The organism is Salinisphaera sp. G21_0, assembly GCF_017744115.1.
Taxonomy (GTDB): domain Bacteria; phylum Pseudomonadota; class Gammaproteobacteria; order Pseudomonadales; family Endozoicomonadaceae; genus Endozoicomonas.
In genome coordinates this window covers 1-18,946 of record NZ_JAGHQW010000043.1, presented here as the reverse complement: position 1 = coordinate 18,946, position 18,946 = coordinate 1, and the positions used below count along the sequence as shown (strand labels likewise).

The 18,946-nt window shown below is 49.0% G+C and carries 17 protein-coding genes; 6 read left to right on the top strand and 11 right to left on the bottom strand.

Annotated elements, in window-relative coordinates; translation table 11 throughout:
* Positions 1-19 precede the first annotated feature (19 nt).
* Entirely contained in the window at positions 20-298 is a 279-nt protein-coding gene (locus J7439_RS18320; RefSeq protein ID WP_209203403.1) for an Rdx family protein, read from the bottom strand.
* A 128-nt stretch (positions 299-426) separates the two neighbouring features.
* On the opposite strand from J7439_RS18320, the gene J7439_RS18315 reads away from it, so the two are divergent.
* Both J7439_RS18315 and J7439_RS18310 read left to right on the top strand, forming a co-directional pair.
* Complete coding sequence (locus J7439_RS18315; protein WP_209203402.1) at positions 427-1,065, top strand: O-methyltransferase; 639 nt, start codon at positions 427-429, stop codon at positions 1,063-1,065.
* Between the two features lie 71 nt (positions 1,066-1,136).
* Positions 1,137-1,451, top strand: coding sequence for a DUF4286 family protein (locus J7439_RS18310; RefSeq protein ID WP_209203401.1), 315 nt, complete (start codon positions 1,137-1,139; stop codon positions 1,449-1,451).
* Positions 1,452-1,528: 77 nt separating this feature from the next.
* Here J7439_RS18310 and J7439_RS18305 read toward each other — a convergent pair whose 3' ends face one another.
* From J7439_RS18305 to codB, 4 genes are all read right to left on the bottom strand, one after another.
* On the bottom strand, positions 1,529-4,432 hold the full coding sequence (locus J7439_RS18305) for a hypothetical protein (protein ID WP_209203400.1): 2,904 nt from the start codon (positions 4,430-4,432) through the stop codon (positions 1,529-1,531).
* A gap of 213 nt (positions 4,433-4,645) precedes the next feature.
* Positions 4,646-6,334, bottom strand: a complete 1,689-nt coding sequence (locus J7439_RS18300; protein WP_209203399.1) for a hypothetical protein — start codon at positions 6,332-6,334, stop codon at positions 4,646-4,648.
* Positions 6,335-6,461: 127 nt separating this feature from the next.
* On the bottom strand, positions 6,462-7,751 hold the full coding sequence (codA, locus tag J7439_RS18295; protein ID WP_209203398.1) for a cytosine deaminase: 1,290 nt from the start codon (positions 7,749-7,751) through the stop codon (positions 6,462-6,464).
* Entirely contained in the window at positions 7,748-9,001 is a 1,254-nt protein-coding gene (gene codB, locus J7439_RS18290) for a cytosine permease (protein ID WP_209203397.1), read from the bottom strand. The genes codA and codB overlap by 4 nt, the downstream gene beginning before the upstream one ends.
* Before the next feature lie 212 nt (positions 9,002-9,213).
* On the opposite strand from codB, the gene J7439_RS18285 reads away from it, so the two are divergent.
* On the top strand, positions 9,214-9,657 hold the full coding sequence (locus tag J7439_RS18285; protein ID WP_209203396.1) for an acyl-CoA thioesterase: 444 nt from the start codon (positions 9,214-9,216) through the stop codon (positions 9,655-9,657).
* Positions 9,658-9,771: 114 nt separating this feature from the next.
* Here the strand turns inward: J7439_RS18285 and J7439_RS18280 are convergent, their stop codons facing one another.
* The gene (locus tag J7439_RS18280; protein ID WP_209203395.1) at positions 9,772-11,154 is read right to left on the bottom strand and encodes a hypothetical protein; all 1,383 of its coding nucleotides are present in this window, start codon (positions 11,152-11,154) and stop codon (positions 9,772-9,774) included.
* Between the two features lie 556 nt (positions 11,155-11,710).
* On the opposite strand from J7439_RS18280, the gene J7439_RS18275 reads away from it, so the two are divergent.
* On the top strand, positions 11,711-13,306 hold the full coding sequence (locus tag J7439_RS18275; RefSeq protein WP_209203394.1) for an amidase family protein: 1,596 nt from the start codon (positions 11,711-11,713) through the stop codon (positions 13,304-13,306).
* Positions 13,307-13,357: 51 nt separating this feature from the next.
* On the opposite strand, the gene J7439_RS18270 is transcribed toward J7439_RS18275, so the two are convergent.
* The 4 genes from J7439_RS18270 to J7439_RS18255 form a co-directional block, all read right to left on the bottom strand.
* Positions 13,358-13,693: an SMR family transporter gene (locus J7439_RS18270; RefSeq protein ID WP_209203393.1), complete on the bottom strand. Its 336-nt coding sequence runs from the start codon at positions 13,691-13,693 to the stop codon at positions 13,358-13,360.
* The gene (locus tag J7439_RS18265; protein ID WP_209203392.1) at positions 13,672-14,067 is read right to left on the bottom strand and encodes a DMT family transporter; all 396 of its coding nucleotides are present in this window, start codon (positions 14,065-14,067) and stop codon (positions 13,672-13,674) included. The genes J7439_RS18270 and J7439_RS18265 overlap by 22 nt, the downstream gene beginning before the upstream one ends.
* Before the next feature lie 424 nt (positions 14,068-14,491).
* Positions 14,492-15,052, bottom strand: a complete 561-nt coding sequence (locus J7439_RS18260; protein WP_209203391.1) for a Smr/MutS family protein — start codon at positions 15,050-15,052, stop codon at positions 14,492-14,494.
* 130 nt (positions 15,053-15,182) lie between these two features.
* Positions 15,183-15,842: an anaerobic C4-dicarboxylate transporter family protein gene (locus J7439_RS18255; RefSeq protein WP_209203390.1), complete on the bottom strand. Its 660-nt coding sequence runs from the start codon at positions 15,840-15,842 to the stop codon at positions 15,183-15,185.
* Between the two features lie 280 nt (positions 15,843-16,122).
* Between J7439_RS18255 and J7439_RS18250 the strand changes: the two genes are divergently transcribed.
* A complete protein-coding gene (locus J7439_RS18250; RefSeq protein ID WP_209203389.1) occupies positions 16,123-16,833 on the top strand; it encodes a hypothetical protein in 711 nt (236 codons plus the stop codon).
* Between the two features lie 403 nt (positions 16,834-17,236).
* Here the strand turns inward: J7439_RS18250 and J7439_RS18245 are convergent, their stop codons facing one another.
* Complete coding sequence (locus tag J7439_RS18245) at positions 17,237-18,058, bottom strand: hypothetical protein (RefSeq protein WP_209203388.1); 822 nt, start codon at positions 18,056-18,058, stop codon at positions 17,237-17,239.
* A 278-nt stretch (positions 18,059-18,336) separates the two neighbouring features.
* On the opposite strand from J7439_RS18245, the gene J7439_RS18240 reads away from it, so the two are divergent.
* Complete coding sequence (locus J7439_RS18240) at positions 18,337-18,615, top strand: transposase (RefSeq protein WP_209203387.1); 279 nt, start codon at positions 18,337-18,339, stop codon at positions 18,613-18,615.
* Positions 18,616-18,946 lie beyond the last annotated feature (331 nt).

Here is an 18,946-nt window from a genome sequence, read left to right as displayed (position 1 = left end):
TAGATGAATCTGACCTCCCTCAACGGTCGTTGTGGCCAAGATCTCTTTCAGGGGCAATCACGTCCCTGACTTTCTGTTTAATTTCCTTGGGTTGAGGAAAACCGCCATTCTTTTTCCGTTCCCAGATCTCTTCGCCATTCAGCTTTATAATAAAGATGCCCCCTGTTCCCGGCTTTAACCGAACTTCCCCTATATCAGTACTAAAGGTACTTAGCAGCTCCTGTGCCAGCCAGGCAGAACGTAACAGCCATTGGCATTGACTGCAGTACTCTATCTCAATAACGGGCTTTTCTGTCATGGCTCCCTCGCTTAAAATTCGCCGCTGATTTTTCAACGCTTTATAAGTTGTGGCCTCATCTTCATGGAGAGTGCCCTTTTTATCAAGATTCTTTTATCAAGGTTCTTTTATCAAGAAAGGTACAGTGCATGGATTGGATGGTTGATCCAGCAATTGAAAACTATTGCCAGACGATGACGTCCGGTGAGTCTCCGCTTCTGGCCGAGCTGGCTCAGGCCACGGTGGACAGAACCCGTTACCCCGTTAACCTCTCCGGTCGGCTGGTAGGGCAGACCCTGAAAATGCTGGTTAAGATCAGCCGCAGTAAAACTGTGCTGGAAATTGGTATGTTTACCGGCTACGCAGCGCTATCCATGGCAGAAGGTTTGCCCGATGATGGCGTGGTGTATGCCTGTGAAACCAACCCACGGTCCATCGCCATTGGACAGGAGTTTTTTGACCGCTCTCCCCATGGACATAAAGTCAAAGTGCTCTTTGGCAGGGCGCTGGATACCATCCCGGAATTAACAGCGGAAAAACTGGACCTGGTCTTTCTTGATGCAGACAAGAAGAAGTACCGCGATTATCTGGAACTGGTACTGCCCATGCTGAACCCTCACGGGCTTGTGGTTATTGATGATGCCCTCTGGAAAGGGAAGGTGCTTGACCCTCAGGAGGAGCGTGATCAGGTGATTGCCGATCTGAATCGTTACATTTATCAGCACCCAAACCTTGAGAGTGTGCTGCTGCCCATCCGGCATGGTTTAAATATTGTGCGAAAAGTCTGACCTTCTGCCTTTCTGCCATTTATCCACTATTATCCATTACTGGCCAATGGGTATTTAAAAAGGGGGCGTTCATGATTATCTATGAAGTCAATTGTCTGGTGGATAATGATATTGTGGATGAATTCAGGGCCTGGCTAACGCCACATGTTGATGCCGTGCTGAAGGCCGAAGGGTTTCACAGTGCGGAAATACTGAAGCTGACGGTAGATGATCAGCTGACAGCAAGACCTTATTCAACGGGTTTTTCCATTCGCTATCGAGTGTCTGGGCAGGGTGCGCTGGATCACTACCTGGCACACCTTGCTCCTGCACTTCGCCAGGAAGGCATTGACACGTTTGGTCATCAGTTCACAGCATATCGTCGTGTATTAAAGGAGAACGCCTGATCATCACAACCGGGGATCATTCTTCAAAGCAAGCCAGTTACCTGAGAGCCTGAAAAAGCCTGGCATCAGAACTCATCTCACAGCTGCCAATCACTGTCGAGGGCTATGGTATTTTCCCGAAGCAACAGTAACTCATCCATGACATTGGCTTCGGGGCCAGACTGAAACCAGCAGCCTAAAGCATGGGACATCTTGCTGCCTTCAGAAAAACTCTGCAGACACTCCAGAACCTGTTCCTCATGGATTTCCTGTCCATCTACAGGTTGTTTCGTGATGCAGCAGTGTGCCATGAAGAAGAAATGCAGACGTAAAGTCTGAACTGAACTTCTCAGGGTTTTGATGGATTGCAATACCTGCTCTGCTGACACTCTCTGGTAATTGATTGGCAGCTCATAATACATAGCCATGAATGTCAATACACATTCCAGTCGTAGTTCCTCTTCACCTTTGACCGATACGCTGTTCAGGATTTGCCAGGCCTCTTGCAGCAAACCCCGGGCTTCACCGGTTTCATGGTTCCGCTGAGATTGTTGCAGCCTTAGCATCAGATACCTGGTTTGCCTTGAAGAATGATTACCGGGTACTTCATTAAACGCTGTTAATACTTCCTGGTCATCCGGACAGGCGCTGTCCAATTCTCTGCCATTCAATGCCAGCTGAGCATAAAAAATGGCTTTTTGAAGTAACCAGCCGCCGCATTCACAAGCCTTAACCACCGCATCTGGTATGACCGGCTGGCCATTCAACAGCACGCCCTTCAGGCAGCATTGCGCTTTGAAGCGCGCCAGCTCCAGCACAGCCCCGGTTGCCTGATAATCCTTAACTACCGCATCCGGTGAGACCTGCTGACCATTCAAGGTCAGGCCCCTCAGGCAACATTCTTCCTTAAAGCGCACTAATCTCAGTTTGCCCTCGGGGCTGTCCGGGAACCCCCTGGCCACTTCGTCCGTTGTAACCAGCTTGCCATTTAATGTCAGGCCCCTCAGACAACATTCCTCTTTGAAGCGCGCCAGCTCCAGTACTGCTGAAACTGCCTGATAAGCAGAGACCACCGCTTTCGTTGAGACCTGTTGGCCGCCCAATGGCAGGCCTCTCAGGCAACATTCCGCTTTAAAGCGCGCCAGCTCCAGTGTCGCTCTGGCTGCCTGAAACCCCTTAACCACCTCTTTCGGGGTAACCTGCTGGCCATTTAATAGCAGCCCCTTCAGGCAGCATTGTTCCTTAAAGCGTGCCAGCTCCAGTGTTGCCCTGACTGCCAGATAACCCCTGACCACCTCATTCGATGTAACCTGCTGACCATTCAATGCCATGCCCCTCAGGTAACAGTATTGCTTAAAGCGCGCTATTCCCAGTTTGCCTTCCGGACTATCCGGGAAATCCCTGACCACCTCATCCGGGGTGACCGGCTGGCCATTTAACGCCAGGCCCTTCAGGCAACATTGTTGCTTAAAGCGCGCCAGCTCCAGTGTAGCCCTGGCTGCCTGATAATTCTTAACCACTGCATCCGGTGCGACGGGCTGGCCATTCAATGTCAGGCCCCTCACGCAACATTCCGCTGTAAAGCGTGCCAGCTCCAGTGTTGCCCTGGCTGCCTGATAATCCCTGACCACAGCATCCGGTGAGACCTGCTGGCCGTTCAACCTCAGGCCCTTCAGGCAACATTCCGCTTTGAAGCGTCCCTGCTCCAGTGTTGCATTGACTGCCTGAAACCCCCTTAACACCTCATCCGGGTTGACGAACTGGCCATTCAACACCAGGCGCTTCAGGCAACATTCTGCTTTAAAGCGCGCCTTGCCAAGTTGGCCTTCCCGGCTGTCCGGGAAAGCCTTAACCACCGCATCCGGTATGACCAGCTGACCATTCAACGGCAGCCGCATCAGGCAACAGTGTTGCTTAAAGTGAGCAAGCTCCAGTGTTGCATTGGCTGCATGATAATTCCTGGCCACCATATCTGTTGTGACTTCCCAACCATTCAGTGGCAGGTTCTGCAGGCAACACTCCGCTATGAAGCGCGCTATCCCCAGCCTGCCTTCCGGACTATCCGGGTAACTCTGAACGACCTCGTCCGGTGTGACCGGCTGTCCATTCAGCGCCAGGCCCTTCAGGCAACATTTTTGCTTGAAGCGTGCCAGATCCAGTGTTGCGTTGGTGGTCTGATAATCCTTAACCACGGCATCCGGTGTGACTTGCTTGCCATTCAACAGCAGACCCCTCAGGCAACATTGTTCCTTAAAGCGCGCCAGCTCCAGTGTTGCCATGGCAGCCTGACAACCTCTAACCACTGCCTCCGGGGTGATCCGCCGACCATGCAACGACAACTCCCTCAGGCAACATTCCGATTTGAAGCGTACCAGCTCCAGTGTTGACCCGGCGGCCTGATAATTCCTGAACACCGCTTCCGTCGTGATCTGCTGGCCATTTAACGGCAGGCGATTCAGGCAACATTCTTCTTTGAACCTTGCTAACCCCAGTTTGCCTTCCGGACTATCCGGGAAATACTTAACCACCATATCCGGCGTGACGTTCTGGCCCTTCACCGGCATGCCCCTGTGGAGACAGTGCTGCATAAAGCGCGCCAAGGCTAATTTGCACTTATTATTTCGATCCGGCTTACGGTTGAATTCTTGAATAACCTGATCCGGGGTAACTTTTCTATTGCCATGGAGAATATTCTGCAAGCACAGTTTTTGCAGGAAGAAGCCAGGTCGAAGGGACGTTGCATCATTCCCATAGGCGTTAAGCACAACAGCCGTGGTGACTTGACGTCCCTGTAATGGTTGTTTATCCCAAAAGGCATCTTCAACGCATTTACTATCGACATGGAGAGGTGCCGTACTTCTCTGAGACTGATGGTTTGATACTCGTTTACCGTTAAATGCACTTCGGGAGCGGTGAGGAGTCCCGCTTGAACCAGCTCGTCGATCAACTGATCCCGAAGGGTAGAAAGGTGGTGCTGTTGCTCTCAGAATGAAACCTTTCACGCATGGAATGGAAATTCCAGAATTTGACCTCAAAATAATTATTAGGTTCCATGATGGTTTCCTTCTATCAATGAAGTCCAGACTCCGCTCAGGGTGAACGGAGATAGTATTCATCAAACTCATTGGAATGTCATGTATCAGCCGAATGAGACAACAGGAAGGCAGGAATGCGCCTTCCTATCGGTTCTCTGCATAAAGTTTGTGCCCTGAAGCTCAATCACCGGGGGGCGCTCCTACAGGCTCAAAATAACGGTAAAATGTCAGTGATCTGCCATCGCGGATAAAGCTGCTCAGATAGCCCGATTTAAAGACGGGATAGACCGCCGCCTTGCCAGTGATATACCAGACGGCCATTGACGTTTTTACCGCCAGATACAGCGGCAGCGTTTCACCGGTTGCCTGGAATTCCATAGAGCCTGCCGGTTTATTGATCATAACATCCTCTATGGTTGTCAGTCCGACGGTACTGAGTGCCAGCAGTGGAATACGGTCCTGATCTGTCATCCCTCCGGTAGTTACCGCATCTGCATAGGCTTGATCACTGAGCTGTCCCAGCTGATCCAGGGTAATACTGCCCAGACAGGCCATATTACTGCCGCGCCCCACCGAGACAAAATGACCCACCTGACAGTGATTGAGCATGGCCTGATAGTTTTCCTCCGGGGATGCATTTTGAGTGGTCTTGATCAGACGGTTTTTGATGCCTTCTTCAACCTGGTGAACGGAATACCTGGGAAGCCATTTACCAAAGGGCTGAATGAGCTTCAGGACGAAAGTGGAAGCGTCCATGCCCCTTTCGCCGTCAGGGCCAATGGTTCCTTCGCCAAAGGCAAAGTAACGGTTCTCGTTGTGTTCCGGCGCAACATATTCTGACGGGTATTTTAACAGGGTATTACTTAGCTGGTTCAGATAGTTCTGGTAACTCAGGGGAAGTGGTACTTTTAAAACCTGGTTATCCAGTTTTCCCGCAGGATCAACCGATAATTCCACAGGGGACAGTTGGGCAGAATAAAGCCGTAACTCTGACGATTCTATCTGCCGGGATGCTGGAGGTTGATGGTTTCGCGCAGCGAAAAAGTACCTGCCACTCAGGCTGTATACCGGGGTGCCTAAAGGCAACCGCTGGTTCAGGTCCTGACTTCTGACCCGGCTGGTGACGGTCAGTTTCAGTTGGTGATCAGGATCCCGGGATGAAACGGGAAGTTCACCCGCCAGAGAGTCATCGACAAAGGCGATATGCCTTGCCTTGGTGAATTTAAGGCCAAACTCCGGACGCCACAGGGCTACCCAGCTATCTTCGGCTGACTCCAGGCCGACTGAGTCAATAGTCGTTAACTGACCAAGCACAAAGACCGGGGTGTTTCTCAGAATAAGCGTACTGGATGATTTCTGGTTAGCGGCAACATTGGAAGCCTGAGCCAGATTATTGGTAAAAAATACATCACTGGGGAAAAACTGTGCATCAGCATCAGCGATGGTTATGGCCCGGGCGCTGGGATGAAACCTCTGAAGGTATTGAGTCTGCTGAACCCGGTCAAACAGCTGCTGGCGTTCAGCTTCGGTAATCAGATGGCCAGAGGCATCAAAATTATTGCTGATAGCGCCAATGACCACTTTGGCAGCCGTCTGGGTGATGGAGCCGTACTGCTGTTGGTAAGTGGCAAGGGCTTCGTCCACTTTCTGTTTGTTCCAGGGAGCGAGCAGCCACTCCTGCAGATTATTGTCGCCGATTTCCCATCGCACTGTTGTATCCCGGGGGTTGATTCCCTGCATCTCTGCGATGGTATGGACATCCTGCAGCCCTTTATATACAGCGCCCTGTTGGTCAGCTTCAGGATAAGCGGCGGCGAGTCCGGTTATCCCGCAAAGGAGAGTGAAAATCAGCCATCTTGTTATTGCCATCTGTACTTCCTCAGTGAATCCAGCGTTTCATGAAGCCTCAGACAATATAGACAGATAAATGGGGAAAGGGTTGCAAATGGCGCGGAGAAAGTGACTGCTCCCCGAAATATGGTGAGCAGGGGACCGGTTAAATCGACCAGCTCAGGTCAATATCCCTGGACTGGCCAGAGTGATAGAGCCTGGTTCGGGCTGGCTCGGTGCTGGCAATCAACTTACCCCGGCGGATAGAGTGGGTGACCGAAGTCTGGCGGCGTACCGCATCAAATACGCTCTCGGAGTCCAGCATAATAAGGTTTGCCGGTTTACCAACCGCAATACCGTACTGGTCGTGAATATTCAGGCAGCGGGCGCTGTTGTGGGTAATCAGGTCGATGCCCCGGTTAATCTGGTCAAAGCCGGTAAGCTGGCAGCCGACCAGACCGGTGAACAGCACCAGCAGCATATTGCCGCCCTGCATGGGGAACCACTGATCGACAATGTCGTCCTGACCAAAACAGGCGTTAACCCCGGCTTCCAGCAACTCAGGGATGCGCGTAATCCCCCGGCGCTTTGGATAGGTGTCCATGCGCCCCTGTAAATTCAGGTTGGTGACCGGGTTGGCAACAAAGTGAATGCCGGAGTTCTTCAGCAGGCGCATCAATTTAACAACATAGGCATTATTGTACGAGTGCATGGCCGTGGTATGGCTGGCGGTGACCCGTTGCCCCATGGCACGTTCCAGGGCCAGGGTGGCGACTGTTTCTACAAAGCGTGACTGGTCATCATCAATCTCATCACAGTGGATGTCGATCAGGCGATCGTATTTCTCAGCCAGATCAAACACCGTTTTCAGGGACTCAATGCCGTATTCACGGGTGTATTCAAAGTGAGGGATGCCGCCAACGGCTTCTGCCCCGAGCTTCAGGGCCTCTTCCAGCAATTCAGCCCCTTTGGGGAAGGAGGGGATGCCTTCCTGGGGAAAGGCGACCAGCTGAATATCAATCAGCTCCCGCATCTCTTCTCTCAGTTCCAGCAGAGCCTGCAAAGCGGTGAGCGATGGGTCAGTGGTATCCACATGGCTGCGAACGTGCTGAACCCCTTGGGCGATATACCACTCCAGGGCTTTTGCGGCCCGGTTTTTAACATCGTCCCGGGTCAGCGTTTTTTTCCGCTCAGACCAGTTGTGAATGCCTTCGAACAAGGTGCCGCTGCGGTTCCACACCGGCTCTCCGGCGGTCAGAGCGGTGTCCAGATGTACATGTGGGTCGATAAATGGCGGCAGGACCAGCCGTCCATGACCGTCGATGACCTCGACTCCTTCGTTCCGGGCAGTATTTCGGACCGTGGCAGCAGGTGTGATGGCAGTGAACGTGCCATGATCCATGTCAATATCAAACAGGCCTTCTTGCTGGTGCAGGCGGACGTTTTCAAGTCTCATATCGAAGTCTCAGTGTGAGCCATGCGGCCCTGAAAAATGGGCGCTTTCTGGAGCAGGACATGGCTGATGGACGCCACCACAACACCATTGATGGGGGCAATACCCGGCAACAGGCTTGCGGCGGCAATGCCGGCAACCCAGGCGATCAGTGCTGACGGGTTGATAGTCGCAAAAGATGCTTGTTGATAGTCCGGGTAATGGCCTTTTCTTACCAGAAAGTAATCAGCCAGCAGAATGGCACCGACGGGTGGCAGTGCAGAACTCAACAGGCCCAGCCATCCGACAAAGTGGTTGTAGAGCCACAGGGCAAACAAGGTTCCCAGGGCACCGTTGATCATCACGATCAGGTTTTTGCTCTTGCCGGTAATACTGGCAAAGCCCAGGCCGGAAACGTACAGGGCATTATCGTTGGTGGTCCAGATATTCAGGCCCAGTGTGATCACAGCTGGCAAAATCAAACCCTGCAGAAACATTACCTCGGCGATATCCGCCTGACCGGTCACCATGGAACCGATGGCACCAAAGGTGAACATCAGGCTGTTGCCAAGGAAGAAGGCAATCAGTGTCGCACTGACCGCAATTTTCGGTGTGCGGGCAAAACGGGTAAAATCCGCGGTTAGGGAACCACCACTGATAAACGATCCGATACAGATACTGATGGCGCTGGCAAAGGTAATAGTGGAGGCCGGTTCAATCGCCATCAATGCCGACAGGCCACCGGCGCTCGCCACGGCTTCCCTGACCGAGAAACCACCCAGCAGGGCAATGGCGGGAACTGCGATAAAACTGAGAATGGTCAGAGCCTTGAAACCGAAAAAAGCGGTTACGGTCATCAGGAATCCTGAGATTAAGACCAGAATCTCCGTGTTAATTCCGGTGGCCTTGTTCACCGGCAGGGCAAACATGGCCACGCCCACACCGAACCAGCCCACCTGGGTAGCGGCCAGCACCAGGGAGGTCAGCTTACCGCCGATTTTACCAAAAGCGTATTCAGAGAGAAGGTGAGTAGAAAGGCCGGTTTTACTGCCCATCCAGGCGAGACCTGACGTGTAGGCACCGAGCAGAAGGTTGCCGATCATCACTGTGATCAGAAAGCTGGAAAAGTCCAGACCTTGTCCCAGGGTTCCGCCGGACCACATGCTGGCTGAGAAGAAGGTAAAACCAACCATGACCACCAAAATGGGGAAGAAGCCTTTACGGGCTGCAGCTGAAACGGGAGCGTGAGCGTAATCCTGGGAATATTCCGACATTGGTCCTCCAATAAAGAAACAGGTTGAGGGCCTGATAGCCGGATATTCATGCTAACAGAACGGTTATTCGAAGTCAGTCAATGATAAACCGAAGCTGATTGCGGAAATTACCTTAGGATGGAACCTGTTGTTAATTGCCTGAATTCCCTTTATGGTTGCACGCGCATTTCTGTTAAATGCACACAATAATAGAAAAAAAAGGAGTCATTACTGTGGAGCACCTGCTGGAAGACTATCCCGTCATCACTGAGATACCCGTAGCCTGGGGGGATATGGATGCCCTTCAGCATGTCAATAATGTCGTGTATTTCCGTTATTTTGAATCAGCCCGGATCGATTATTTCGGCAAAATGCAGATGATGGAAAAAGCGAAAGGCAGTGGCATTGGCCCGGTGATCAGTCATACCCAATGCTTTTATAAGGTTCCGGTTACCTATCCAGACACCTTGCTGGTGGGCTCAAGAGTTCGTGATGTGCAGGAAGACCGTTTTACCATGGAGTATGCGATTTTCAGTAAAAGCCTGAACAGAGTGACCACAACCGGTACCGCAACGGGCGTTATGTTTAACTTCTTGACCAATCGCAAGACCAGTATTCCAGAGGAAGTGAAAGCCCATATTCAGAAAATTGAAGCAGGCGGGATAGCAAGTAGCTAACTTCATCGAACAGGGGCTTTTTTGCTGAAAAGAGCCACTGCTCAGCCTGTTTGGAATCAGGTCATAGAGATGGCCCGGGTGACGAATATTTTTATCTTCGCAGGGCCTAGCAGGTTATGGTTCTGGTGTCTTTTTCTGCCATGAGCTGATACCCCGGACCCGACTTTGATCTGCTTTGATGCCCGTTAATGGAAAAGCAATTTTCTGCTTCCAGCTGTCCCGTGGGTTATAGCTGAGGCTTAGTTGCTGAGCAGGGTCAATATTACCGGCAATCTTTTCCCGGTCTTTCAAACGACATAACATCTTCAGGGAATTGATCTCACCATCCCCCTTTATGGTGAATTGTTTGACATCATAGTCTGGAGAGTGGAGTGACTGACTGAATGATTGATTGATAGCACCAGAGAATTGACAGAATATACTTGCAGGGTAAGGGCAAACTGACTCAGCCATGATGGGGTGCTGTGGTCTGGTTACTGCTACCAGGCTGTTCTCCGATCGCAGAGTATGTATTAACTCATTATTTCCGGCGTCATCTGTCCTTTGAATCCTGTCCATAACAAAAGTACTAATACCATCCGGGCATTTAACAGTACCAATGGGCGCTATTAACTCCATATCCCAGTCGATTTTTATGCATCCCCGACTGTTGGTTTTAATTCCTGCTAATTCACAGACCTTATCACAATGGTACATTGCTACGAATTGGAGAATGTCCATGATGTCATGAAAGCTCGAGTAAGTTCTTATGCGGCCATCGGTAAAATAATGTTGTTTCAGTGTGCAAACCCGGGCATCCAGTTCCAGATAAAATTGGTCTTCCATGTTCTGGGTGACTTTTATACCGGCCACGTCGCCCTCAGGAAGCAACTTTGCCACATCAACGACACGTACATTTTTAACTGTCTGTTCCAACTGCCTGACCTGAGCGGCCACTGTTTTATTGATCAGATCGTTATTGATGAGAATGATGGCAGCACGGGACTGTTCAATAAGGCAATTATTCTGGAAAATGCGAATGGACTCATCATCAATGCTTGCCTTTTGATCCCGGCAATAAAACTGGTAAAACAGCGGTGTATCATCGGGCAGTGTTTCCAGCTTATAGCGTTTACCATTAATCGTGATGTCCGTTTGCAGGCTGATATGCCGTTGCATCTCATCAAGCTCGGCTATTGACAACAGCCTCTGTTCTGACGTGTACAGCAGATTTTCCGGTAATAGGGATACCTCTGTTTGCGGTGTTGTCACTGCAATCAGATTTCGTAATGAGTGACAATGTTGCGCAATATACTCACTCAGTGACTTGTTTTGCTTTATTAATGCATTGTCGCTTGCCGCTACCATCGGAGTTACTGGTACAGCCTGGCAGACAGGAGTACCTTTTTTCTGATTATCCCGCTGTTCACCCGAATACGAAAGATTTGCATCCGATTGGCCTGCAAGCGTTACTGTACTGTTATGGTGGTAGCCACTTTGCCCGATGGGGATATCCATTGTATGTACCCGAATGAAAATCAGCAGTGGTTAAAAGGTGTAATTGCTTAATATAAAAATCATATGAAGACAAAAGTGGTTAGTTAGCTGGTACTTGTTTTTAAATAGTCGTATGACGATAAGTTTGATAAAGCCCGCGCTTGGACAATGATGTTTTTTCAAAGTTCACAGGGCAAATTCAGGGGGATATTGTCAATGAACTAATGTTACTGTTTACTGTCTAAACTCACTGTTCAAGCCTTTGCGAGAAAATTCGACTGGCACACACATAAACATACAGAGCAAGGGGCAAAGGGTCAAAATGGATGCGTCAACTGCACTATCAGCGTCAAAATTATCAGCTCTTGAATGTGAGTTCTGTTCACAATCAAAGGATAATGACTCCGGGTTCTTCTGCCACCGCACAATAAAACAATACCCTCAATGCCGGGCTGAGAATCTGGTTCCTTCGGGCCACAGAAACAAAGGCCCTTTTCTGAAATATGTTCTTGAACCGCTGTCTCGTCTTGAATTCGCTACACCGGGTATGCGGTTTATTTCCGGATTATCGAATTCAATGCCCGAAAGAGTGACTTTCAATGATCAGGGGATAAACCAGGTGAGTTCGGATAATGCTGTTACGTCTCGGGCCGCTGGTGATGAAGAGACAATAACCGACACTGAATATCTGCAATTTTTATCGGAAATCAAGCCTGACCGGGAGCCTGATAGCCATCTGGATAAGCCATTGTCTGACTGGTGTGGCGTTAATGTTGAGAATATCTCAGATGCTATTAAAAAAGCCTGCCAATCAGATCAACTATCAGAGTCACAGAGAGGGTGTATCAGCGAACAGGGTATTTTTGAGCAGCCGTTGCAAGCCAGTGATTTCCAACATAATAAAATACCCGTTTCGGTCAAGGCTGAATTTCACTTAAAGTGGGTGACAGCAACCCATGGAATGAAAGGGGAGGGCGTTAAGCAAGCGGTAACCACAAGGTTTCTCGATATCCTTGGTGCTTCTGATGAATTCTGCCTGCTGCAAACCAACACCCAGCATGCACTGGGTGCCGGTGCCAGTGGTATCAATCCCAAAGATGGTCCTTTGGCGAATACCTATCTGGGAAAAAATGGCCGACCTAAAATTCCCGGTGGTTCCACTTCTGGCGGTGCCGTCGCGGTCAGCAGTGGTCTGGTGCCCATAGCCATCGGTAGTGATGGTGGTGGTTCTGTCCGTATTCCCGCGGGAGCAACGGGCATTGGCGGGGGGATGTGTGGCAAGGCAAAGGTTCGTGCTGAATCGTTTCTTGATCAGACAGGGGGAGCCTATAAAGATAACCCGGAGTCAATGGTTAAGTCAGGAATTTTAGGACTCAAGGTGGTCGATATTGCCAAGGCGTTTCTGGCGGCCAGCAGTGTCAGGCCGGATAAACGCTGTCTGGATTACCAGAAGCTGGGTGTGGCGATTGATCTGGATGCCATGGGCATTGCCAATCCGGCCGTTGCAGAAAAATGTCTACAGGCCATTGGCTGCTGGCAGAGTAAATATGGCAAGGCCAGAAATGTGCAGGAAGTCCATCTTATGGATCTTGAGAATTCTCCAGGGAATGCCAGGTCACTGGCTCTGTCCCATGTGGTACTGTTTGGCTCTGAAGAACTGCAAGCCTTTAATTCATCTGCGTTATCCGATGATCAACGGAGCCAGGCCGATCCGGAACTCAAGCTGAATATGAATTTGGCCAAATCGTTTACTGATCGGATGAAGCGCGTTGCCAGAGAAAACCGTGGGCAATTCAAACAGCACCTTAAATCACTCAAAGATCGGGGCGTTGATGTGATTCTGATGCCCACGATTCCTGAAGTGAGCAGAGATATTATCAGGGGCGAAAAACAATACGGTATGGCTGACTTACGGAGTTCATTGCAGTTGAGTCAGCTCACCAGTCTGGCTAACTTGCTTGATGTGCCCGCCATTACTCTGCCTGTAGGCCATGATAAAGTTCATGGTATGCCCGTCGGGCTGACCCTGATGAGTACTTCGGAAGATGACTGCAACCTTTACCATTTTATGCCGTTGGCAAAAGAGTTTGAAAATGTAACCCGGGAACGTAATGAGCTTAGAATGAAAAAACCGGACATCTATTTTGGTGACTATCTGCACCGGGAAAGTTAGCGGCTGCTGGTATACTGGCTCGTCTTTCTGGCGAGCCAGTAATAGTCGGGTTCAGATTGACAGTTTAAGAAAAACAATGGCAACCAATGTTACCGCTATACCCAGCACTTTGACCGGGTGGAGACTTTCCCCAAACATCATTCTGCCAATAATTGAAGTGGCAATGATACCCAGGGCTCCCCACAGTGCATAGGCAACACTAAGGTCAATGCTTTCCAGTGCAAAGGACAGGAAAACAAAGGCCGCAATCTGAACGACCATCACCATCACGGCAAACCGCTTCCTTGTGAAGCCGTTGGAGAGCTTGGTCAGTACATTGCCAATAATATCGCAGCTGGAAGCGGCAACGACCCAGAAAATAGCAATCAGTTGCAGATGGTCTGACATGGCTGCAGCTCCTTCTGGTTAATCAGTGGCTCTTTATTTTCCCGTCTTTCCGCCAGTTTCTCTCCCAGGTTCATCAGCACCATGCCGGTCAGCAGAGAGGCCATGGCAATGAGTTTATTGGCTGAGAACGTTTCGTTAAAGAAATACCAGGACATCATGCTGATCAGAAGGAGACCGAGTCCTTCCCACATGGTATAGGCAATGGCCAGGGGGATTTTTCGAACTGCCTGTGACAGGAAAAAATAGGAAATGGAAATCAGGATAGCCATCAATGTATAGCCCATAACAGGGTTGCTTCCTGAAGCGATTTTCATAAAGGAGGTACTGGCCACCTCGGTAATAATGGCCAGAAACAGCATAAACCAGTAATACATAGGGATGCCCCCGATCAAGAGATCAAATTAAATAACACTCAGAATGGTGGTTTATTTTTCAGCAAAAAAGACAGGGGGGGACTAGGAGGCTGTCCGAGAATAGCGCCCGTAGCGAGGATGGCAGAAAATTGAGGATAAAAAGTCGGAAATTTTTAGTGAATAGTGGTTCTATTTGCTAAAAATTTCCGACTTTTTAGACCAATTTTCTGCCACCGCAGTAGGGCAGACTATTCTCGGTCAGCCTCCTAGAGACCAGTGCGCCAGTAACGCTCGGTCGAATAGTGGCAGGTTGCTGTGTAAAGACCAGGTGAAATACAACGCATTTTGGACGAAGATTTTTGACCTGATGACAACCATAATATCACGCCTGTGATCGGACGGTATACTGCATTTTTGCCGATTCTCTGCTGTGGCCAGGTAGGGTTTATTTCCTCTTCAGCAGGACCAGAACAGAACCGGTGCCACCTTCGGAAGGCGGGGCAGAACAAAATGCCAGAACATCCGGTATCTGTTTTAACCAGTGATTGGTATGGCTCTTTAACGTCGATTGTCGTTCTTTGCTGCGGTGAGACTTACCATGAATGATGCGCACACAGGTGAGCCCACGGTAGCGGGAAACCTGAATGAACTCATGGATAAGATCTCTGGCTTCATCAATCTTATAGCCATGCAGGTCCACTTGAAACTGAACCGGGATCATCCCCTGACGCAGTTGCCTGAGCCTTGTGGTCTGGATTCCGGGCTGAGAGTATTCAATAAACTGTTCAGGATCGACAGGCTCAATCCAGGCGTCAGAGAGTGCAGCACCAGAGGATGGCTTGTCCAGCTCGGCAGCTTTGCGGCGAGCCCTTAGAGTGCTTTCCGGAATATCTGAATTCGTTTTGCGATGGATGCCAGAATGCGTCTTGTTGCCTTTTCTGCCAACCAATGGTCGTACATCCCTCATGGCTTCCTGAAAGCTTTGCTCGTCATCTCGCTCTGGCATAAAAATGGCTACTTATCACTGAGTAAGGTGGTTAACAGTTAACCGGAAAGGTATTGTACTAATTGTGCATGTATCATCAAACCACTTGAGAGTAGTTTCTGATTGAGATGATTTGATTTGTTAAAGTGATTCATTGAGTCATCGAATTATTGAAGTTGGTACAAATGACAATGATTCTTATCTTGACCGCCATTTGATTGGATGGCGTGCCGCCCAAAAAACGAAAACCGGCACGGAGGGATACCGTCGCACAGGAACTCTGGAACCTGAAATACCCAAGAGGCCGCTTTATCATTTGGATGATGGCATCCATTTTAATGGCTTTTTCACCGATGGTGCGGATTACCGGCATCATGGCCACCAGAACAATGGTGGCGATCGCGGCAATAGAGATAGACCGAGTGACGCGCCGATGGGGGTAGAATTTCGTCCAGGCTGGTGGCTGTGGTTTCTTCAATTTGCCTGCGAGTAATCGGATCAGCCATACGACGCTTGAATTCAGGGTCGTCTTCCAGCTCGACACCCCGGCGCATAACTGTAGAGGGAGAGAATAATGGTTCCCAGACGGAATAGAAACACCAAGAATCGATGCCAGGGTGATATAGGCATCAATCCCACTCAGTTGTGTCAGATAGTAAACAACAGCAGCGGAGAGCGGGCTGGCGGTAATGGCCAGCTGAGAAGCAATAGATGCAGCAGCCATTGGTCGTTCAGGTCGGATTTTGTTCTTCAGGGCGATATCGCCAATGATCGGCATCACCGAGTAAACCGAATGGCCAGTACCCAGCATACAGGACCCATCTCTCAGGGAGGTGGATCAGCCTCCTAACCCTGCCACATGGGTACCGTACAGTCCCTGTACGGAATGACAACGGATTAAAGCAACCGGCACTTTTGCCATGCGGCTTCCCTTAGCACTGTGTCCTGTGAGGAGGGAAAACCAAGTCAAAAAAACTAAGGTTAACAGTGATAGGTAGTATTCTTACTGCTTGAAAGTCCGATTGTGTTTAGAGAATGGCTTTTCACCCCTGTTTCTTGCAGATGTCCTAAAACCAGCAGGAGTCGTTTCCATGCCCTTACAGCGTTCCGCTTCTCTCCAAAACCTCGTACAATCCGGGTACGTTCATGAGTTGGCCAGCAGAGCAGCTCCCAAACAACCAAGCATTGCGCAAGCCGCTTTGCGTTTTGCCAATGTCCATACATCTTTAGGCTCTGGTAATATTGGGGTTGGTCATTTAAGTGCTATAAAACCCTGGACACCCAGCCTACCTGATGCAGATGAGGTCAATGACATCATCCATGCATCACGACAGAAAAGAAAAAAATACAACTTCGAAGAATATATCTCAGAAGTTAAAAAAGTTAAGGCGGGTAACTGTGGCGAAAAAAGCAATCTTGTTTGTTATTTTCTTTCACAACAACCCGGGCCACTGATTTACTACCGTGTTTCCCTCTGGCCGAATAGTCATTGCTTTGTGGTAATGGACCAGAAGCCCAGTGTAGAGGGGGTGTTCCCCGATAATTTTAACGATTGGAATGACCAAGCCGTAATTATTGATCCATGGGCCGGTATCTGTGCACCCGCAAGACACTACCCCGAACTCTGGCACATGAAGCTTGATACGATGGCCGCAGTGGGCATTGAGCTAAGAGCCCCTTCCCATGAAGAAGGCAATTGGCTGAAGGCTGATGTACCATATTGGAAAAACCTGCTGGGAAAAAATAAAAAATATGTGACCGCCAAACGCCCTCCGCTTCCATCCTGGTGTCGGTTGGTGTAGAGCCAGTCTATACCCGTCGCCTTTCAAATGGTTACTTTGTTGGCGGCATTCATTCACCTTTAACGACCACCTTCAAATCGAAAGTTATGAGAAACTGTATTTGATTGAGCAGACAAAGTAGCAGTAGGTCTATGTACTGAATTGTTCAATTATTGAGTCCTGGGTTAGCCTGAGCTTTAAGCTGACACTCCTGCCGCCAATAATCGCTATGTACACATCTTCCCGGTTATCGATGAAAAACTATGAGCGATGCCACGTGATCCGTATGGTTCGTGATGTGGGAGGAGCAGAGTTGTGAGGCTCTGCCCTATCACGATTAGGTGCTCATTATGCAAATCATAAAAATGCAAAAAAGTAAGTAAGAGATTTCTAAATGGACTTGAATTCAAGTTGAAACCAAATTTTATTTTTTTGCTTTATTTGATTCTATTATAAAGGTTGCAGCTTGCTTACCAGCGACTTTTGCTTGTTCTCCATCACTGGAACTTTTGAAAGCCTTTTGGTAAGCATTCTGGTAAGCCTTTCCTATCTCGGACTGTGCCCAAGCTCGTTTGGCAGCCTTCCCCTTCTTGGACTGTCCGTAAGCCTTCCGGGAAGCCTTCCCTTTCTCGGACTGTTCGTAAGCTCGTCTGCGAGCTTTCCCTTTCCCGGACTGTTCGTAAGCTCGACTGGAAGCTTTCCCTTTCTCGGACTTACGGTAAGCTTTCTGGTAAATCTTCTGGTAAGCCTTCCGTTGCTCTGACTGTTCTGAAGCCTTCCCTTTCTTGGACTGATCGTGGGCTGCTACGGGCGTGGGGTGTAGGGGTTCACCAGAACCGGACAATTCAGGTGCTTTAAACTCAATAATTTTTGTTATAGCTTTCTTTTGTGTGTCTTTATTCAACGGACCAACAACAGCCATTGGACGTGATGATCGCTGAGAAAAATCAGCTAACGAATTTTCCTGGGGTAATTGCTGAGCTATTTGTTGAGAGTTTGTTGAGGTTAAATCTGTGGATGCAAAATCATTATCAACAGATTCACTGGCTGAATCACAACGTAAAATTTCATCAAGGTCTTCTGATGATAATTCAGGAGGCACTAATTCGTTTTCAGTGGATGGTAATTGAGAAATTGAAAAATCATTAATCGAACGTGGAGAAGATGGTGTGTTCTGACTTATTACTAACTCATTTAAATATCCGTGATTGAATGGACCCAGTATCTGCGTAGAATAGCCGACCATCCTTGGCTGTAAACTGGTAGCGCAACAAGGTGGTATAAAAGGTGTCTCTGCAGAATCCTGTAGACAGGAATCAACAGAAATGAACTTTGATTCTAAGTTAAGTCTATTCATTGAGCTATTGAACTATTGAAATATTGAATTATAGCTTAAGACCACTCTTTTTTATTAAAGTTTCTCCGTTACTCGACTTTAGAGTTCCCAAAGCCCCCTGTGTCAGCATAGTTGTCGCCTCGCCCGAATTTAGAAACCTGAACAAGGGGGCGGCCAATGAATGATCAATGGCCCGCTATTCAGAAGAGTTCAAAGAGTCCATCATTCAGAAGATGATGCCACCCAATAATGTGCCTGTTTCACAGCTGGTACTTGAGACTGGTATCTCTGATGTGACTCTGTACACTTGGCGAAAAAATGCTGTATCAAAAGGAGTGCCTGTGCCAGGCGATGGAAAAAATTCAGACCTGTGGAACGCGGAATGGAATAAAAAAAAAATAAAAAGGACACCCACTTTCGGGAATTGGAATAAAAAGGATGGAATAAAAAGGACACCCACTTTTTAAAAAGTGAAGAGAGTACGTCATTTATTCATTTTTTAAATGATAGTATTGATCATTGTAAGAATTTCTCATTCATACCAAACAGGAAGCGTATAAAAAGCACTCAGCAACAGCTAGATAGAAGACATTGTCAAGGCAATATAAGAAAGAGAATTCAGAAAATTCTGGCCACATTAAAGTAAATGAAAATACGTTGATCAGGCAGGGTAGAGAACACCGCTCACAGACATCCCATGAACCCAGCATTTTCCGGTGCTTTCTGCATAAGCCTTCAGTGAAGCCAGCTTGCCGACTGCGCGGCGAAAACGATTCTTCCAGCGCATAGTCTCCAGCC

Excerpts from the sequence above, each read along its gene's own strand:
- J7439_RS18320 (WP_209203403.1), bottom strand. The coding sequence starts at position 298 with ATGACAGAAAAGCCCGTTATTGAGATAGAGTACTGCAGTCAATGCCAA.
- J7439_RS18315 (WP_209203402.1), top strand. The coding sequence starts at position 427 with ATGGATTGGATGGTTGATCCAGCAATTGAAAACTATTGCCAGACGATG.
- J7439_RS18310 (WP_209203401.1), top strand. The coding sequence starts at position 1,137 with ATGATTATCTATGAAGTCAATTGTCTGGTGGATAATGATATTGTGGAT.
- J7439_RS18300 (WP_209203399.1), bottom strand. The coding sequence starts at position 6,334 with ATGGCAATAACAAGATGGCTGATTTTCACTCTCCTTTGCGGGATAACC.
- codA (WP_209203398.1), bottom strand. The coding sequence starts at position 7,751 with ATGAGACTTGAAAACGTCCGCCTGCACCAGCAAGAAGGCCTGTTTGAT.
- codB (WP_209203397.1), bottom strand. The coding sequence starts at position 9,001 with ATGTCGGAATATTCCCAGGATTACGCTCACGCTCCCGTTTCAGCTGCA.
- J7439_RS18280 (WP_209203395.1), bottom strand. The coding sequence starts at position 11,154 with ATGGATATCCCCATCGGGCAAAGTGGCTACCACCATAACAGTACAGTA.
- J7439_RS18275 (WP_209203394.1), top strand. The coding sequence starts at position 11,711 with ATGCCCGAAAGAGTGACTTTCAATGATCAGGGGATAAACCAGGTGAGT.
- J7439_RS18270 (WP_209203393.1), bottom strand. The coding sequence starts at position 13,693 with ATGTCAGACCATCTGCAACTGATTGCTATTTTCTGGGTCGTTGCCGCT.
- J7439_RS18265 (WP_209203392.1), bottom strand. The coding sequence starts at position 14,067 with ATGTATTACTGGTTTATGCTGTTTCTGGCCATTATTACCGAGGTGGCC.
- J7439_RS18260 (WP_209203391.1), bottom strand. The coding sequence starts at position 15,052 with ATGCCAGAGCGAGATGACGAGCAAAGCTTTCAGGAAGCCATGAGGGAT.
- J7439_RS18255 (WP_209203390.1), bottom strand. The coding sequence starts at position 15,842 with ATGCTGGGTACTGGCCATTCGGTTTACTCGGTGATGCCGATCATTGGC.
- J7439_RS18250 (WP_209203389.1), top strand. The coding sequence starts at position 16,123 with ATGCCCTTACAGCGTTCCGCTTCTCTCCAAAACCTCGTACAATCCGGG.
- J7439_RS18245 (WP_209203388.1), bottom strand. The coding sequence starts at position 18,058 with ATGGTCGGCTATTCTACGCAGATACTGGGTCCATTCAATCACGGATAT.
- J7439_RS18240 (WP_209203387.1), top strand. The coding sequence starts at position 18,337 with ATGGCCCGCTATTCAGAAGAGTTCAAAGAGTCCATCATTCAGAAGATG.